Source organism: Clostridium sp. AF35-15 (assembly GCF_003477745.1).
In the GTDB taxonomy this organism is placed as follows: Bacteria; Bacillota; Clostridia; order Lachnospirales; family Lachnospiraceae; genus Otoolea; species Otoolea fessa.
On record NZ_QUDY01000002.1, the window covers coordinates 121377 to 136715 of the forward strand.

Annotated in this window: 19 protein-coding genes and 2 pseudogenes; all 21 read right to left on the minus strand. The window is 51.8% G+C overall.

Going from position 1 to position 15339, the window contains the following annotated elements; all coding sequences use genetic code 11:
* Positions 1-47 precede the first annotated feature (47 nt).
* Positions 48-917 (minus strand): VirB6/TrbL-like conjugal transfer protein, CD1112 family, encoded by an 870-nt coding sequence (locus tag DWZ76_RS03635; RefSeq protein ID WP_002584320.1) that lies wholly within the window; start codon positions 915-917, stop codon positions 48-50.
* On the minus strand, positions 881-1090 hold the full coding sequence (locus DWZ76_RS03640; protein ID WP_243017765.1) for a hypothetical protein: 210 nt from the start codon (positions 1088-1090) through the stop codon (positions 881-883). Before DWZ76_RS03640 ends, DWZ76_RS03635 begins: the two co-directional genes overlap by 37 nt.
* A 29-nt stretch (positions 1091-1119) precedes the next feature.
* The gene (locus DWZ76_RS03645) at positions 1120-2730 is read right to left on the minus strand and encodes a recombinase family protein (RefSeq protein ID WP_118471896.1); all 1611 of its coding nucleotides are present in this window, start codon (positions 2728-2730) and stop codon (positions 1120-1122) included.
* A gap of 111 nt (positions 2731-2841) precedes the next feature.
* Complete coding sequence (locus DWZ76_RS03650; RefSeq protein ID WP_002569233.1) at positions 2842-3030, minus strand: transposon-encoded TnpW family protein; 189 nt, start codon at positions 3028-3030, stop codon at positions 2842-2844.
* Positions 3027-3881 (minus strand): ATP-binding protein, encoded by an 855-nt coding sequence (locus DWZ76_RS03655; RefSeq protein ID WP_117946829.1) that lies wholly within the window; start codon positions 3879-3881, stop codon positions 3027-3029. Before DWZ76_RS03655 ends, DWZ76_RS03650 begins: the two co-directional genes overlap by 4 nt.
* Positions 3878-4627 (minus strand): phage replisome organizer N-terminal domain-containing protein, encoded by a 750-nt coding sequence (locus DWZ76_RS03660; RefSeq protein WP_118471898.1) that lies wholly within the window; start codon positions 4625-4627, stop codon positions 3878-3880. The genes DWZ76_RS03655 and DWZ76_RS03660 overlap by 4 nt, the downstream gene beginning before the upstream one ends.
* Positions 4617-4829, minus strand: a complete 213-nt coding sequence (locus tag DWZ76_RS03665; RefSeq protein ID WP_005927784.1) for a hypothetical protein — start codon at positions 4827-4829, stop codon at positions 4617-4619. Before DWZ76_RS03665 ends, DWZ76_RS03660 begins: the two co-directional genes overlap by 11 nt.
* A 184-nt stretch (positions 4830-5013) precedes the next feature.
* Positions 5014-6636 carry a relaxase/mobilization nuclease domain-containing protein gene (locus DWZ76_RS03675; protein WP_118471900.1) on the minus strand — a complete coding sequence of 541 codons (1623 nt, stop codon included), beginning with the start codon at positions 6634-6636 and terminating at the stop codon, positions 5014-5016.
* Complete coding sequence (locus DWZ76_RS03680) at positions 6608-7006, minus strand: plasmid mobilization relaxosome protein MobC (protein ID WP_025486349.1); 399 nt, start codon at positions 7004-7006, stop codon at positions 6608-6610. Before DWZ76_RS03680 ends, DWZ76_RS03675 begins: the two co-directional genes overlap by 29 nt.
* 502 nt (positions 7007-7508) lie before the next feature.
* Positions 7509-7721: a helix-turn-helix domain-containing protein gene (locus tag DWZ76_RS03685; RefSeq protein WP_117946832.1), complete on the minus strand. Its 213-nt coding sequence runs from the start codon at positions 7719-7721 to the stop codon at positions 7509-7511.
* Complete coding sequence (locus DWZ76_RS03690) at positions 7714-8136, minus strand: sigma-70 family RNA polymerase sigma factor (RefSeq protein ID WP_118471902.1); 423 nt, start codon at positions 8134-8136, stop codon at positions 7714-7716. Before DWZ76_RS03690 ends, DWZ76_RS03685 begins: the two co-directional genes overlap by 8 nt.
* Before the next feature lie 169 nt (positions 8137-8305).
* Positions 8306-8749, minus strand: coding sequence for a DUF6591 domain-containing protein (locus DWZ76_RS03695; protein ID WP_117946834.1), 444 nt, complete (start codon positions 8747-8749; stop codon positions 8306-8308).
* Between the two features lie 3 nt (positions 8750-8752).
* Complete coding sequence (locus DWZ76_RS03700; RefSeq protein ID WP_117946835.1) at positions 8753-9211, minus strand: DUF1700 domain-containing protein; 459 nt, start codon at positions 9209-9211, stop codon at positions 8753-8755.
* On the minus strand, positions 9208-9567 hold the full coding sequence (locus DWZ76_RS03705; protein WP_015534245.1) for a PadR family transcriptional regulator: 360 nt from the start codon (positions 9565-9567) through the stop codon (positions 9208-9210). The genes DWZ76_RS03700 and DWZ76_RS03705 overlap by 4 nt, the downstream gene beginning before the upstream one ends.
* Before the next feature lie 179 nt (positions 9568-9746).
* Positions 9747-9875, minus strand: a pseudogene (locus DWZ76_RS03710) (Maff2 family protein); the annotation flags it as partial.
* Between the two features lie 276 nt (positions 9876-10151).
* Positions 10152-10454, minus strand: coding sequence for a hypothetical protein (locus tag DWZ76_RS03715; protein ID WP_002586629.1), 303 nt, complete (start codon positions 10452-10454; stop codon positions 10152-10154).
* A pseudogene (locus DWZ76_RS03720) lies at positions 10441-11286 on the minus strand (TraG/TraD/VirD4 family protein); the annotation flags it as partial. The pseudogene DWZ76_RS03720 and the gene DWZ76_RS03715, both read right to left, overlap by 14 nt.
* Before the next feature lie 41 nt (positions 11287-11327).
* Positions 11328-11486: a transposon-encoded TnpW family protein gene (locus DWZ76_RS03725; protein WP_002596227.1), complete on the minus strand. Its 159-nt coding sequence runs from the start codon at positions 11484-11486 to the stop codon at positions 11328-11330.
* 143 nt (positions 11487-11629) lie between these two features.
* Entirely contained in the window at positions 11630-13501 is a 1872-nt protein-coding gene (locus DWZ76_RS03730; RefSeq protein WP_118296911.1) for an AAA family ATPase, read from the minus strand.
* Positions 13498-14994 (minus strand): MobQ family relaxase, encoded by a 1497-nt coding sequence (gene mobQ / locus DWZ76_RS03735; protein WP_118471904.1) that lies wholly within the window; start codon positions 14992-14994, stop codon positions 13498-13500. The genes DWZ76_RS03730 and mobQ overlap by 4 nt, the downstream gene beginning before the upstream one ends.
* Entirely contained in the window at positions 14960-15319 is a 360-nt protein-coding gene (locus tag DWZ76_RS03740; protein WP_118296913.1) for a DUF3847 domain-containing protein, read from the minus strand. The genes mobQ and DWZ76_RS03740 overlap by 35 nt, the downstream gene beginning before the upstream one ends.
* Positions 15320-15339: the final 20 nt, after the last annotated feature.

The window sequence follows — 15339 nt, forward strand, 5'->3', positions numbered from 1 at the left end:
TTTCGCCGCTTCGCTCTGAAAATCTCCACCCTGCCCTTGACACGCCGCTAATGCGCGGAAAAAATCGACTTCGCCAGTGCGCCGGATTTGAACAGGGAGAAACAGAGGATAACGGTGTAGGCTGCAAGGGAGAATATCGCGCTGTGCAGATTGTCCGCTATTATCATGTTGTTTACCAGAACCGCGTAAATGCCGACGCATATCATAATGAGGAAGCCTTGAAAACCGATAGCGAACAGGGATTTTAGGTAGTTGTTTCCTATCTGCCCCCATTCCCGGTTAGTCATAGTTGCAAACGGGATAGGCGATACCGAACAGTAAAGGTAAATTTCTATCATACGCCCGTAGAGGATAACGGTTATCAGTACGGACATGATTTTCATGCACAAGCTCACAAGGCTTGTTTCCATGACAAGTAAGAGCAGTTCGGGGATTTCCATAGCGTCAAGCCCGCTTTGCATGGAAGCAAGGGCGGCGGCAACATCAATCTCTGTGCTGCCGCCGATTACCCCCGCCGCGCCGGAAACAACGTGCTGCGCCATATCGAACACCGCCATAGTGATGTCAAAGGTGTGCGTCACAAGGTAGACTGCCACAAACGCCTTGAACACCCACTTGAAGAACATGGAAGTGTCAACGTCGTGCATATTGTTCTTTTCCGTTACCATGCTGATAAGCTCATAGCATAGGACGTAGGTAATGACAAGCCCCGCAATGGGTACGATTACATTCTCACTAAGGGTCTGTATCATGGAGAATATATTTGCGTTCCACCCTTGCGGGGTCTGCCCTACCTCTGCGGCGATAGTGCCGACTTTTTCGTTTACGTCCCCGAACATAGTTGACAGATTACCGTTTATGGCTCCTATGAGGATTTCCTTTATCCATTCGTTAATCGCGTCAAGTATGCTCTGCATAAGCCTTTACCCGCGCTTCTTAACCGAACAGCCCGGAAAGCAGCGGTACAAGGGTCATGCCGATAAGGGCAACGCCGCCGCCCGCCATAAGCTGCTTCATGCCCTGGCTTTTTGCTGATGTGTGATAAAGAAGTAATAGAAGTGTAAAAAATTTTGCCGTTCCTATCCGGCACTTGCGCATTGTGTCGGATAGGTCGGGCGGTTATTCGGGCAAGTCCACCTTGCCAACAAAAGAATAATAAATCTCAATGTCCTGTCTGCGGGTCTTGTTCTCGTCATAGCTGCACTCATGCACAACGATTTTCTCTACAAACTCCCGCAGCAGAGTAGGGGTAAGTTCTTCAAAGCTGGTATGCCGCCGGACAACATTCATAAACTTTTCTGCGTTCACGGTGGCTTCCTGTGCTTTGGAAAGCTCCGCTTGGATAGCGGCGGCTCTTTCTTTCAGCTCCCGTTGTTCTGCTTCATAGTCTGCCGACAGTTCTGTGAAACGCTCGTCTGATATGCGCCCGGTCACGCTGTCCTCATACAGCCGCTTGAAGATAGCGGATAACTCGGCTATGCGTTTCTCGGCGGCTTCCAGTTCCTTTTTCTTGGCGGCGTTCCTGCGCTTGCCCCCGTCCTCGTTCTGCTCAATCAAGAGCTTCATAAACCGGGCTTCATGCTTTGCCGCATAGCTTGTCACTTTCCGCAGATTGGAGAGTACACCAGCGGTCAAGAGGTCGGTGCGGATAAAGTGCGCCGTACAGTCATGGGTGCGCTTCTTGTAGTTGCCGCAGATATAACAGTCCTGCTTGCGCTTGTCCGTCTGGTATCGCTGCTGATACATGACACTGCCGCAGTCCGCACAGAACAGTATGCCGGAGAACAAGCCCACTTCATCATAGCGGTTGGGGCGTTTACGCTGCTTGCGAAGCTCCTGCACCCGTTCCCATGTCTGGGTGTCTATGATAGGTTCGTGGTGGTTCTCAAAGATTGCCTGCTTATCCTCGTCATTGTAAATGATTTTACTGCACTTATAGGATTGCGTGGTAGTCTTGAAGTTTACCAAACAGCCCGTGTATTCCCGGTTTTCAAGGATATGCACAACGGTATTGGTCGCCCACTTGCACTCATAGCCGGGGTGGTAACGGTGGGTGTGTCCCGTCCTGCGGTATTCCAGCGTCCCCGGCGTGGGGATTTGCTGCTCTGTGAGCATACGGGCTATCTTGGTCGGACCGTTTCCGGCAAGGCAGAGGTTGTATATCTGCTTGACTACGGGTGCAGCTTCCTCGTCAATAATAAAATTTTCGTCCTCGTCCATGAGGTAGCCATACACAGGCTTGCTTGTGATGGGCTTGCCACTCATGCCTTTTGAGCGTTTTACCGCCCGTATTTTCTTGCTCGTATCTCTCACCAGCCATTCGTTAAAGATATTCCGCAGCGGGGCAAAGTCATTGTCGCCCTGTGCGCTGTCCACTCCGTCATTGATAGCGATGAAGCGGACACCTTTCTGTGGGAAAATCATTTCCGTGTACATTCCCACTTGCAGGTAGTTTCGCCCTAACCTCGACATATCCTTTACAATAACTGTCCCGACTTTTCCGGCTTCAATGTCCGCAAGCATGGCTTGAAAACCGGGGCTTTGAAAGTTCGCACCAGAATAACCGTCGTCCGTGTACCAGCGCAGATTGGAAAAGCCGTTCTGCTTTGCATAGGTTTCAAGGATACGCTTCTGGTTGGAAATGGAATTGCTCTCGCCTTGCAGCTCGTCCTCATGGGAAAGTCTTGGGTAAAGGGCGGTAATTGGTTGTTGGTTGGTCTGTCTTAACATAAAATCCTCCGTTTCCGACAGCCAGCCCCACTATTCCGTACCTTGATTGTACCACATGGGGCGGCTGTCTGTATAGCGGCAAAAGCGTCAAATCTGCTTCTTTATGGTCGGTCAAATCGCCGTTTTTTGTGTAGCAGCTTCCGCTTCCAGCACTTTCATCATCTTGTCGGCTGCGGTGTCGGTTGCGCCCTGCTTGAAGAAGCCGGAAACGGTAAGGACGGAGTTGCCCATGCGGATTTCCGTTACACAGTCCGGGCGGCGGTCTGTTTTGGTGGTGCTTGTCTGTTTGGTTTCTGTCATAGGCTCTCCTTTCGCTGCTTCATCAGTTGCTTTAAGCGTTCCAGCTTTTCCTGTGCGGTTTCCTTTCGGAAGTTGCTGCCCGTGAAGCGGACGGGGGCGCACATGGAAGTCAGCCTGTCATAGATACGGGCGTGGGGCGTGTCCTGCGGGTGCTGCAATTCCTCCAGCGTGAGGTTGGTCGTGGCGATCAGCGGCTTGCCGCTTCGGTAACGGCTGTCAATCACGCTGTAAACCTGTTCCAGCCCGTATTCTGTCCCTCGCTCCATACCGAAATCATCAAGTATCAGCAGAGGGTAGCTGCAAAGGCGGGAAATATATTCGTTCCTGCCCTCAAAGCTGGCGGAAAGGTCATTGAGTATCGTTGCAAAGTTTGTCATGCGAACGGCAACCTCTTTTTCCATAAGGGCGTTGGCGATACAGGCGGCAAGGTAGCTTTTTCCTGTCCCCACACCGCCCCAAAACAGGTAGCCGATATTTTCAGCCTGCATGGTTTCCCAGCTCTCCACATAAAAGCGGGCGGTTTCGGTCTGTGGGTTTCTGCCATTGTCATGCTCAAATGTCCAGTTCCGCATAGCGGGGTCGGTAAAGCCCCGGCGTTTCAAGTCCTCCACTTCTTCAAGGTGCTTCTGTCGGCTTTCAGCGGCTTGCTGCTTTTCACGGGCTGCCCGCTGGCAGTCGCAGTCTGTTGGGTGGCGGTCACGCCCGAAACAAGTCTTTCCCTCTGCAAAGTAGGCTTCTTTGGGCGTATGGCACTTTCCGCAGTATAAAAGCCCGTCCTCGCCTGTGTAGTCCTCCGCTTCGGCGGTAGTGGTTGTAATATCCATAATCATAGCTTCAATCTCGTTTTTCATAAGCTCTCGCCCTCCTTGCATGAATAATCGGGTATGCCCTGTTTCGGGGCAGCCTTGCCTTTGGCAGCGTCCTCCTGCGCCCACTTGTAAATGGTGGCTGCATGGCTATGGTACTGCTTCCCGGTGGAAGCGATATGGCAGGAAAGCCGGTCAATATAATACTCCCACTTGTCGGGCAGCTCTGTTTTCAGCCCAGAAAGCTCTGTATCGGTCAGTATCACATTGTTGTATCTGCCATAAGCGGCGGGGGCGGGGTGTCCCGTTTCTCCCTCTCTCTCTTTTTCTAACTCTATCTCTTTCTCTAACTCTAACTCTATCTCTGGTGGACGAATGTCGGACAAATGTCCGCCTTTTGTCCGGGACGGTAAAAGTGCCTTGTTTTCCAGCCTTGCAGCCCGTTTTCTCTCGGCTTCGGTAGAGGACTGTCCTATCATCAGCTCAATGTCGGTCATATAGAAAGCCCCGCTGTCAAGCTGCTCCACAAGCCCCAACTGCCGGAAAATCTCTAAAGCCCTTTCAACCGTCCCTATCTGGTGGCGGGTCAGTGTCGCTATCATCTGCGCTGTGTAGGGGATATGCTCGTCAAGCTGCAATTTCCCGCCGTTTTTCAGCGATTTTAAGTACAGCTTCAAGAGGATATTGGAGTATAAAATCCCGTCTTTCATATCTTCCAGCAGCACAATGGAGTCGCTGTCAAAAAAGTTCTCTTTCAGCTTGAGGTAGTAATATTTGCGGTTATCTGCCATTGTCCCTGTCCTCCTTTTTCCGGCGTTTGGAGTAGTAGCGGGGGCAGAGTATGATAACCGCCCGGAAGCTCTGCTTGCAGCTATGGGTACAGCCCCGGCAGAGGTCGTTGTATGTGATACGGTCGCAGGTGGTATTCCCGACTTTTACTTGCCGCAGGAAAAAAGACCATTCCAGCCGCCGTTTCTTGCTCATTCTTGGCATGGGTGCGCTCCTTTCTGCCGTTTCCGCTGGTGTGGCGGTATCGGCGGTAATTCTGTATCATCTCGGTATCATTTTCGGGGTTTTTCTGCCCTGTAAGCCCGTTAAAAAATCCTTTGGTATTGCGGGTAGGGTACGGGGCAGCCTCCTTGTTCTGTATGGGTTCGGGTACATTTTGGGGTGGTTTTTATCGTTCCTGTTCCTGCCTTTTCACAGGCTTGCGTTCCCGGCGTAAAATCTGGTCGATATTGCCCTTGACAGTCTGTAAGCGGCGGTATTCCTCCCGTTTTGCCCGGTAATCGTTGTAGCCGCTGTTTTTCTCTTTGATAAGGCTTTCAATCTCTGCTTGCAGGGCTTTATAGCTCGGCAGCTTGGAAATGCCGTTCTCCCTGAAATAACGGGCGGCTGCGTCTGCTATGATAAAGTCGCTTTCGTGCTTCTGACGGTAGGCTGCTTTTGCTTTGGCGTTTTTCTGCTGTTTCAGCCCGTCCCGGACAGGGCGGGTCTTGGAATAGGCAAGCACCTGCCGTTGCAGCTCCTTTTTCCCGTTCAGCGTCTTTTCCACCTGCTTCAACTCTGTAAGGCTTTCCTGCATGGCGGCATAAGCGGCAGAACAGGCTTCGTCCAGTTCCTCCGGGGAAGAAAAGCCATACTGCTGATAGGCGGTAACGGTAGCCGCCATCTGCTTTAGGTTGTGCTTTGCCGCCCAGCGGTCATAGCCCACGCCCTTGCCCTCGGCTCGCTTGGCTTCCCGGTCAACCATGCGCTGCAAGGTGTTGTCTGCCGGGGTGGTTTTTGCGGCTTTTTCCTCCCGCAAGCGTTCCTTTTGGGTGTAGGGGTATTCGGGTATGGCTGTGGTCTGTTCGGCGGCTCTGCGGGCGTTCTGCGTGAGCAGGGTAAGGACAGCAGCCTTGTCAAAATCGTCCCCCAGCTTCCGGGCTGTGATAGGCTTCGTCCTGTCCGGCGTGAGGTAGGAAAGTCGCCCCCGGCTCTCCTTGACGGTCACGCCCTCCCGCAGCAAAAGGGAAGAAAACTCGTCAAAGCTGCCAGCTTGGGAAAGTGCCTGCCGTATCGTCCGGCGCAGCTTCGCCTTGTCCGTTTCAAACTTGGTGGGCTTGGTCGGCTGTCCTGCGGCTTCTCTGACAGCGTTCTCTTTATCAAGGGCAAGCTGCCCTTTCTTTGCCGCCCAGTATTCCCGTTCCGTTATCCGTTCCTTGCTGCCGTTCAAGAGGTCGATTTGGTAAAGCCCCTCCCGGTGGCACATTTCCATGACTTCACTCTTGAAATATTCCATAGCGGCGTTGGTGCAGCGGTGCTTGCAGCCCTCCCTTGTGTCGGCTGGTCTGTCCATGTAGGGCAGAAGCGGGACTTCGTAAATCCGCAGGGAGTTGATGACGATATGCACATGGATATTGCCGCTGTGGTTATGCCCGTCCGGGTGGGTGCATACAAGGGCTTGGTGTCCGGGGAAATGCTCTTTACAGAACTGCTCGCCCAGCTCCTGCGCCCGGTCTACGGTCAAACCGTTGTCTGTCTCGTCCCGTGGGTCAAAGCTGATGATATAATGGTGGCTTTTCACATCTTCCCGTTTTTGGTTTTTCTCATAGCGGAGATTGGCTCGCATACAGGCAACGGCGAAATCCTCGCCCCCGCAGTTGAGGGAAGAAATGCGGTAATCCTCCCTCGGTATCAGCCGCCCGTTTTCATCAAGGGTGGGCTTCATGGTAAACTCGTCATGCTCAAATGTGAGGTAGGCTTCCGCTGCGCCATAGTCCGCATTTTTAGAGCTGATATGTTTGAATGTTGCCAACAGCGTCACCCACTTTCTGCAAGACTTCAAACTTTAGGGCGGCAAGGTCGGAAACCGCCGCCCGTACCTCCCCGGCAAGCTGCGGGTAGGGGCTGTGCCACTCGTTCAGTGTCCGGGCTATCTGGTTTAAGTTGCCGCCGATCCTGCCGTATTCGGCGGTCAGCTTCCCGACAGCGGCAAGCAGCTCGTCGTTGACGGGGGAAACGGTTATGATGGGGCGTATGGCTGCCCCGGTTATGGCTTGCCGGATAAACTCGGCTTGGCTCATGTTGTAAGCAGAAAGCCGCTGGGCAAACTCGGCGTATTCTTCCTCGGTCATGCGTGTCTTGACTACCCGGCTGCGGTGCGGTGTGTTGTATCGTTTTCGCATGGTAAAAACCTCCTTTCGGCTGCCGCATGGCTGCGGCGGGATAAGCGGCGTAAGCCGCATAAGCAGGGTTTGGGGAAGGCACTCCCCAACAAGATTCCCGCAGGGGCAAAATGAGCGAAAAGCGAATTTTGGTACTGCGGTAGAATCTTGCTCTCCGTAACTGCAAACCCCGGCGCATATGGGGGCTTCTCATTTTCCGCTAATATAACGCTCGAAAAGGGCTTTGCTGCCCGCTGTAGGCGGTCTTTTTTCCTTTCCGCTAAAGATACATTTCAAAGACCGTCATCTACCCGCTGGACGGGGATTTTCTCAAATTTCCTTTTGCTCCTGTAATCCGGGCAACAGCTTTTTGGCAACTGGCGGGGTAGAGAATTTTTCTTTTCACTCACTACTGCAACCGGCAAGGGGCAAAATGGCCGGAAATAGAATAGAAAAAAGCAGTAAATCTTTTTCAAGACTTACTGCTTTCGATGGCCGCCGGTGGGCGGCAAGTATTCAGTTTTTATGGCTCGTCCGGCGGGTAGTCAAATTGGAATTTGAGCAGACAGGCAATCAACCGTTCTTTCACATAGTCCTCAACTTCGGCATTGACTTGCCCGTTCATTTTGGAAAAGTATCGGATATATCCGGCATAGTGGGAAAGAACTGCGTCCACGGCTTCCGGGTCGCCTTCATGGGCTTTGACAATGGTTTCATAGGGAAGTAGCCTACTCATGGCGGCTCACCTCCATTTCCTCCCGTAACCGCTGCAAGGCAAGTTGGATATGCCGCCCCGCTGTGCTGCGTGTTTGACCAAAGTACGCACCGATCACGCGCTGCGGCTGGTGCAGGAAATAGTAGCGGAAGATTTCTTCCTGCGCTTGTTCCGGCAAAGTCGAGAGTGCAGCGGCAAGGGTGACGTTGCAGAGCAGGACGGTCTGGCCGCAGACGATAAAGGGGTGTTCTTCGTCCGGCTCCGGCTCGGCAAACTGGACAAACTTCTCATTTGTCAGATAGTTAAGGGAAATTTCCCGTTCCCATTTCTGCCGCAGCCGTATGATTTTCCCGATGGCGGCATACCGAATAACGGCTTTACAAAAGGCGTTGTGCTTGCACCGGATATACTCTTGATAGGCTTCAATCTCGGTCATGGAAATTCCCCCTCTCTGAATAATAGTACGGGGCGGGCAGCACTCCTTGCTGTCCACCCCTTGATTGCCTGCCAGCAAAGGCGGGCGGGGCTGTCAACGGCGGCGCGTATGCGCCGTTCATCTTAACCGTTGACTGGCTCGACTGGCTTTGCTATTTCGTTATGTTCATTCAGTTGTTGACAAAAGAAATGTAGATACCGAAACTGTCTGGAACATAGCTGATGCTTATCCACTTTTCTTCATTTGACAAAAGTGTTCCGATAGAAACATAGTTTTCTCCCTCGATTTCCTCTGACACATTTTCAATTACGGAAAAGCCTTCTTGGTTCAAAATCTCCATGTACTCGTTATAGTCGTTTTCGCTAACGCCGGTAAGGTTGATACTGCAATTCCCATGTTCTGTATCAAGTGTAGCCCATGCAACCGTACCAGGCGGAACAGGAAGCCCCTCCGTGTACTCATTCGCAGGCCAAACGCCCTCTTCCAATTTTGTAACACTGTTAGATTGTGTATTGCTCTCATTGCTGGTTGGTGCAGATGAGATATTTTGATTAGAACACGCAGCCAAAAAAATCATAAGCATGATTGCGAATACAGAAATATACTTCTTCATTGGTTACCTCCTGTTTTTGTGTATGGTTCTAATAATTAACAAAACAGCAATAGCCGTTGCTACAAACCCAATAGTCAAAAGGATTTGTGAAACATCAAAGGCAAATGCGCCCTCAATCTGTATATTTGTTGTCGCGTCTGCCTGTCCGATTGCTCCTTCTGGTACTTTTCCTGATTGTGCAACAGCATATACCGAAAAGGCAGCAACCGCGATAACAAGCGCAACAAGAGTAGAAATGATACCGTTCCTTTTTTTCAATGTGGTGTTATCAATGCCAAACTGTTCTGCGGTGCTGTCTGCAAATTCTTTTGGTGTGCCCAAACGTTGGATAACCTGTTGCTCTGTTTCTCCATGCTCCATAGCAGACGCAAAAACTTCATTCAAGTCACGCACAACCTCTTTTTTCATTTTGCGTGGTAAAGATAGTTCCTTTTCAACCTGTTTGATATATTGTTCTTTCATTTGGACACCCTCGCTTGTTGATAACTTTCTATAAAGCCGTTTACGCAGTTTTCATAGCTTGACCAAAATAAGATTAGTTCATCAAGTACATTCCTGCCTTTATCAGTTAAAGAATAATACTTTTTTGAGCCGCCATTTGCCGCAGCCGGAGCCAATCGGCATTTGATTAGTTCTGCTTCCTGTAAACGATACAGAATAGGGTAAATGGTTCCCTCTTTCGCATATCCCAAAACAGACGCACTATTGTTCAATTCGGTTATAATTTCATATCCATAAGTTTCCTTGCGTCCGATTAGGCATAAGAGTATCATTTCCAGAGAGCCTTTTTTGAATTGCTGGACATATTTGTTATTCATATCGTCGCCTCTCTTTAGTTTCGCTACTTAGGCTTGCTAAGTAGCAACTATATTATATCTCTTTCGAGGTATCAGAGTCAATAGTCTTAACGAAAAAGTTACAAGATGCGTGCGTAAGGCAATATCGGAATAATGGGCTGCTGTCTATCAAATTCTTGTGTGTTACTTTATGGCACATGAGCATTCGCGCCCGGATTGTCGTTGCCGTAGCCCTCCATCAGATTGATTACGCCCCAGATACCAAGCCCGGCTCCAAGTGCTACAACAAGGGTCTGCAAAACGTCTACTGCGCTATTGAAAAATGCCATAAATATATCCTTTCTGCCGCGTCTGCGGCTGTCCGGCAAGCGGACAAAAGGCGGTCAGCATATGCCGCCGCACAAAAAAACCGCCCTCTGGTAAAGGCGGCTGTCCCCGCGCTGCGTAAGTTCTGCGGCGCGGCGGTATTCAGTTGTAGGGGGTGCGGCTCCTGCCGCTGTGTACTGCGCCGGAAAGTGGGGGCGCGTATCATGTAGCCGGTATGGATAGATGTGATTGCTTCAATCGCTCCTTTCTGTGTCCCGCTGTGCTGCCGGACGTTTTTTTCAGACTTGCGGGAAGTGAATAGCTTGCGTAGCAAGGTGTTCGCTTCCCGCAAGTTCACAAAGGGGTAGCTGCCGCAAGGCAGCGTAGGGGAAGTGTAGCTTCCCCTGTCCCCCGGCGGTCTGCCATGCTGTCACTGTTGCGGGATAAGCCCCCCGGCGCGTGACATACTCCGTTGCAAAACGGCGGTGTTCCGCTTCCTTTTCCCGCCAATACTCCCATAATGCAGCGTCGGCGGCTTCCGCAACATTCATTAAAAACCGTTCAAGCTGCTTTTGTTTTTCCTCTGCGCTACGTTTCCTCATGGTCTGCGTCCTCCTGTAAGTCTGCCGCGTCAATCTCGTAATAGTCAAAAACCTCGTCGGGCTTGACAATGGCGGGGCGGCGTTTAAGGTGCTTTTCCATGTCAAAGGCGTTCTTCGGGTCTGCGTCGGACAGGTACTTGTATTTCGGGTGCTTCGTTATGTCGAATTTGTCCGAAAAGAACGGGCGCACCCCGCGTAGCTGCAAGATACATTTCCCTCCGTCCATGACTGCGATTTCATCTTCCGTCATAAGCTGCTTTCCCAATTTCTGATAGTTCAGCCCATGCGAAAGCTCCCGCCCCCTTGTTTCGGACGTGTTGAAGCTGTCTATCGTTTCCTTGCCTAAAATCTCCGATATTTCTTTGAGCGTCGTTTTTTCCTTGCCACCCAAGAAAAGCGTGGTGTCGCAGTTGCCGACTATGGTATCGGCGTTGTCCTTGTAGATTGCCTTTAGCTGTGACTGGCTCTGCAAGATGATTGACGCGGATATTTCCCGGCTCCGTATCGTTGCAATGAGCTTTTCAAACTTCGGTATCTGCCCGATATTCGCAAATTCATCAAGTAAGCACCTTACATGGACGGGAAGCCGCCCGCCGTATTCATCATCTGCTTTGTCGCACAAGAGGTTGAATAGCTGTGTGTAGAGAATACTCACGACAAAGTTAAAGGTGTCGTCGGTGTCGCTGATAATCACGAAAAGGGCGGTCTTTCTGTCGCCTATGGTGTCAAGCTCCATTTCGTCGGTTTCCATAAGCTCCCGCAGCTCCTTAATGTCGAATGGGGCTAACCTCGCGCCGCATGAGATAAGTATGCTTTTTGCGGTCTTGCCAGAGACGAAAAGTCAAGGACTTTTTCATCAAATTCAAAAAGAAGTCACATTTTGCGGACTTCTTCACGGAGCATACGCTTGATTTTGTCCTCCATCGTCTCCTTGGCGGTCTCGCTGAAATGGACACGGACGATATAGGTGGTCTTGCCAATCTGCTTTCTGACAGTCGGGCAAGTGGCGGTGTTGGTTGCGGTATTGTTCATTCAAAATCCTCCTGTAAATGAAAAAGTGCCCGGTAACTATTCATCATCGGGCGGTGTCGGTATGAGGGAACAAGGCAAGGCGGCAACATTAAGGTATCTATAAAAACCTTGCCGTCTTTGCCACGCTTGCCGTGTTCCTGTTGTCAGTCTCGGAGATAGCAGACCCATGCTGTGCTGTCTTTCTCGGTCACAAGCCTGTCTCCGATACGGCTCTTTGCCGTTCTCATGGTGCGTGAGGAAATCCCACGCTCATTGACTGCCTTTTCCAGCTCTGCACTCGGCATACGCTTTCCGTTTGCAAGCAATTCCAGAATGAGCATTTGCGCCTGTGCGGTCTTGCTCTCGGTCTTTGCGGTGTCTGTCCCGGCAAGAAGCTCGTCAGCGGTAATGTCATAAGCCCCTATCCACTCAAAGCCTTTCTCGTCTCCCAGAGAAAAGGCAAGGGACTGTCCGGGCGGCGCAAGGGAGCTTTTCTCATGGATAAGCACCCTCGTTGTGGGGCTGTCCTTCAGCTTGCCAATAAACAGCAGACTGCGGACTGCCGCCGTAATGTCGATAGACCCCAATCCCCGGTAGGTGCTTTGCGTTCCTGCGGCTTTGTTGAGGTGTCCAATCAGCACGATAGCGCACCCTGTAGCCTGTGCAATGTCTCCCAGACTGCGGAAGATGGGACGGACTTCATTTGCCCGGTTCATATCCACATCTGCGCCCATAAACGCCTGCACCGGGTCAATGATAACCAGCCTTGCGTTGTTCTCACGGATTGCTCTTGCTATGCGCTCATCGGCAAGGGTCAGCGGTGTGTCCCTATCGTCAATGACAAGCACTCTTTCAAGGTCTGCTTCCGCTTCCATCAGTCGGGGCTTGACGGTATCGCCCAGACCGTCCTCTGCGGTCTGGTAGATGATGTTGAAAGGCTCAAGGGTCTCCATACCGGGTAAAGGCTTTCGGTTGGTGCAAGCCGCCGCAAGACGCATGGCAAAGTAGGTCTTGCCCTCGCCGGGGTTGCCCTGTATAATCGTCAGCTTTCCAAAGGGGATATAGGGAAACCATAGCCAATCCACGCTCGTCAGCTCCACATCTGCCATGCGGAGCATTGGGACAGGCTGGGCGGTGGGCAGCTCTCGCAGCGTGATTGTCTCGGCTATGAATTTGCGGCTGGGAATGTCCCCTTGCTGACGGAGAACATCGTTCCAGTCTTTCCTTGCCGGGACAAGGCGAATGACGGCGATCTCGCCGGGAATGTCCTGTGCCAGCCTGGTGCAGGCTTCACTTCCTGCGGTGTCGCTGTCAAGGCAGAGGAACACTTTTCGGGTGTCCTTGCGTTCAGAAAGGAAACGGTCAAGGGCTTTGCCTGAAACGCCGCTCAGGGCAAGATAGCTCCTTGTCTGCCAATCCTGCGGATAAAGGCAGATAAAGGACAAAAGGTCTATCGGCGCTTCAAAGACAAAGAGCTGATTGCCATTACCCTCGTGTCGGAACGGATAGGATTTGTCAGACCCGGCAATGTCCTGTCTGAATGGGTCTGCCGTTCCTCGCACATGGGCGTATCTCGGTGTACCGCTTCGGTCTCTGCCGACAAACACAACATTGTGCCGCTTTGCGTCCTCGTAAATATCCCCGGAAAGAAGAAAAGCCTCAACAAGCGTTTTGTTGAGACCTCGGCTTTCTGTGAGATATTGGATTGCTCTGTCGGCTGTCCTGTTGTGCAAGGGCAAGTGAAACGCTGTGGGCGGTGCTGTGGTGGCTTCGGTCTGTCCCTCGCCGTTTTCGCCTGTCAACATCTGAACAGCTTCGGGAAAGGACTTGCCGTAAAACTCCATGACGAAATCAATGGGATAGCCGCCCTTGCTCTGGCTGTGGCGAAACCACTTGTTTCCCCGGACGGTCAGGCTGTCATGTTCTTTCCAACGGTATTCCCGTCCGCTTTTGATAAGTGTCTCTCCCTGTGTGCGGAGAAAATCTTCCAGACTGACGGCGTTTGCCCGGTCAATCTGTGCTTGGGTGTAATTCATCGGGATAGTTCCTCCTTTTTCTGTCGTGTTTGGGGTCGATTTTGGAGCTTTTGTTCCTCTGTACGCTCGTTAAATCGGGCGGCAGTATCTACACATGACTTGACCTTCCAAAGGCGGTGTAAATCGTCTCTGACGGTCTTAAACTCGCCATAGGTGGTGTTGTGCGCCTGTTCCAGCTCGTCATACTCGTCGGACAGCTTTTTCATATCCACCTTGCCGTCTGGGAACTCCCCGGTCAGCTTTCGTCTGGCGGCGTAGAACTGTTTCAGTTCCGCTTCATGCTCTGCCTTGTACTTGGCTCTGGGCTTCTCAAACTTGATTTTCTGCAAGCCGTCATAGACAGGCTTCAAGCTCTGGAAAGCAGCGGAGCTGTCATAGAGCTGCTTAATTGCTTTCATTCGGGCAGTCTGTTCGTCCAGCGTTTTCTTCAAGCTCTCTGTGGCAGCACTGTGTTCGCTGACACGGCTTTCCAAATCTTCAAGGGAGTAAATGCCGTTTGCCCGGAGATAATTGAAAGTCTCGTTCATCTCCTTTAGATTGCTGACCTTGCCTTTCTGCGAATACGCCCCGGCTCTGCGCTGGGTGTAATAGGCGTTCAGCAGAGAAACAAGGTCGGGTGCCTGCGGCTTGGCAAGCTCTGCTTTTGCTTCGGCAATCCAATCGAACAGGAGAGCGATTTTCTTCTTGATGTCCCGGATAACGGCATTGGTTGCCTTGATCCAGCGGTTGAACTCGCCCTTCTCGGTGCGTATGCCTTTCTTCTCCATTGCCCGGACGGTTGCGCCCTCGTGGACGGTGGGAAGAAGCTCCACGCCCTGACGCTCATAGCTTCGGTGGTCGATACGAACGTCAAGCCCCTTTTCCGCAAACTTGGCGTTGCATAGCTCCGCCCATGTCTGCCGCCAGTATTCCAGCGTTTCGGGACTGCCCCAGTCGGTAGTGGGAACGGCGTTGAACACAAACTTTCCGTTTGCGTCTCGAATACGGTTGCCGTCCTCGTCCAGCTCGTACACCCGGCGTTGCTTTAGTCCCCATTTGCCGTTCTGCTCGATGGGGCGGATGGGGCAAAGCACATGAAAATGCGGATTGGGTATGCCGCCGTCCTCCCGGTCTGGCTGGTGTACGGCGAAGTCAACCACCATGCCCCGGCTCACAAAGTTCTCCAATAAAAATTGCCTTGCAAGAGCGATGTTTTCCTCAAGGGAAAATTCATTCTGCAAGGCAATGTCAAAGCTGTATGCAAGCTGGGCGTTCTTTCCACGCTCGGCTTTTTCCACGGCGTTCCATAGGGTTTGGCGGTCTGCGTATTCTGGCGGTGCATGGGACGGCAAGAGAATGTCAGAGCAGATCACGCCGCTCTTGCGGGTGTAGTCGCTGTATTCGCCGTAATACTCGCTATACAATCGCTCCCCGGCTCGGTAGGCAGCAGAAGCGATAGCGGACTGTCCTGCGCTTCGCTTAGTCTGCGTGACGCTCAGATGAAATAGTGCCATCGGCTCTCAACTCCTTTTCTCTGTTTGCTTGGCTGATGTGGGTAATCGTCATGTGACGGACGGCTCGCTGGACTTCGGACAAAGAAAAGATTTGTTCCATCAGCTCTGTCATTTCGGTGCGTGTGAGATCTTTGACCTCCGGGGCAAGGCTCTCAATCGTGCCGCCCAGATTGCAAAGACGGTGGGTGCGCTTTTGTCTCTCGCCTTTCTCCAGATACTTCTTTCTGTTCTCCAGACGCTCCAGCTTGTGCTGTTCCTGTGCAAGCTGTGTCTCGACCTGTTCCTTTTCGGCTCGGAGCTGTTCAAGGTTTTTCGGTTTTGCCATTTTTCGTGACCTCCTTTTTT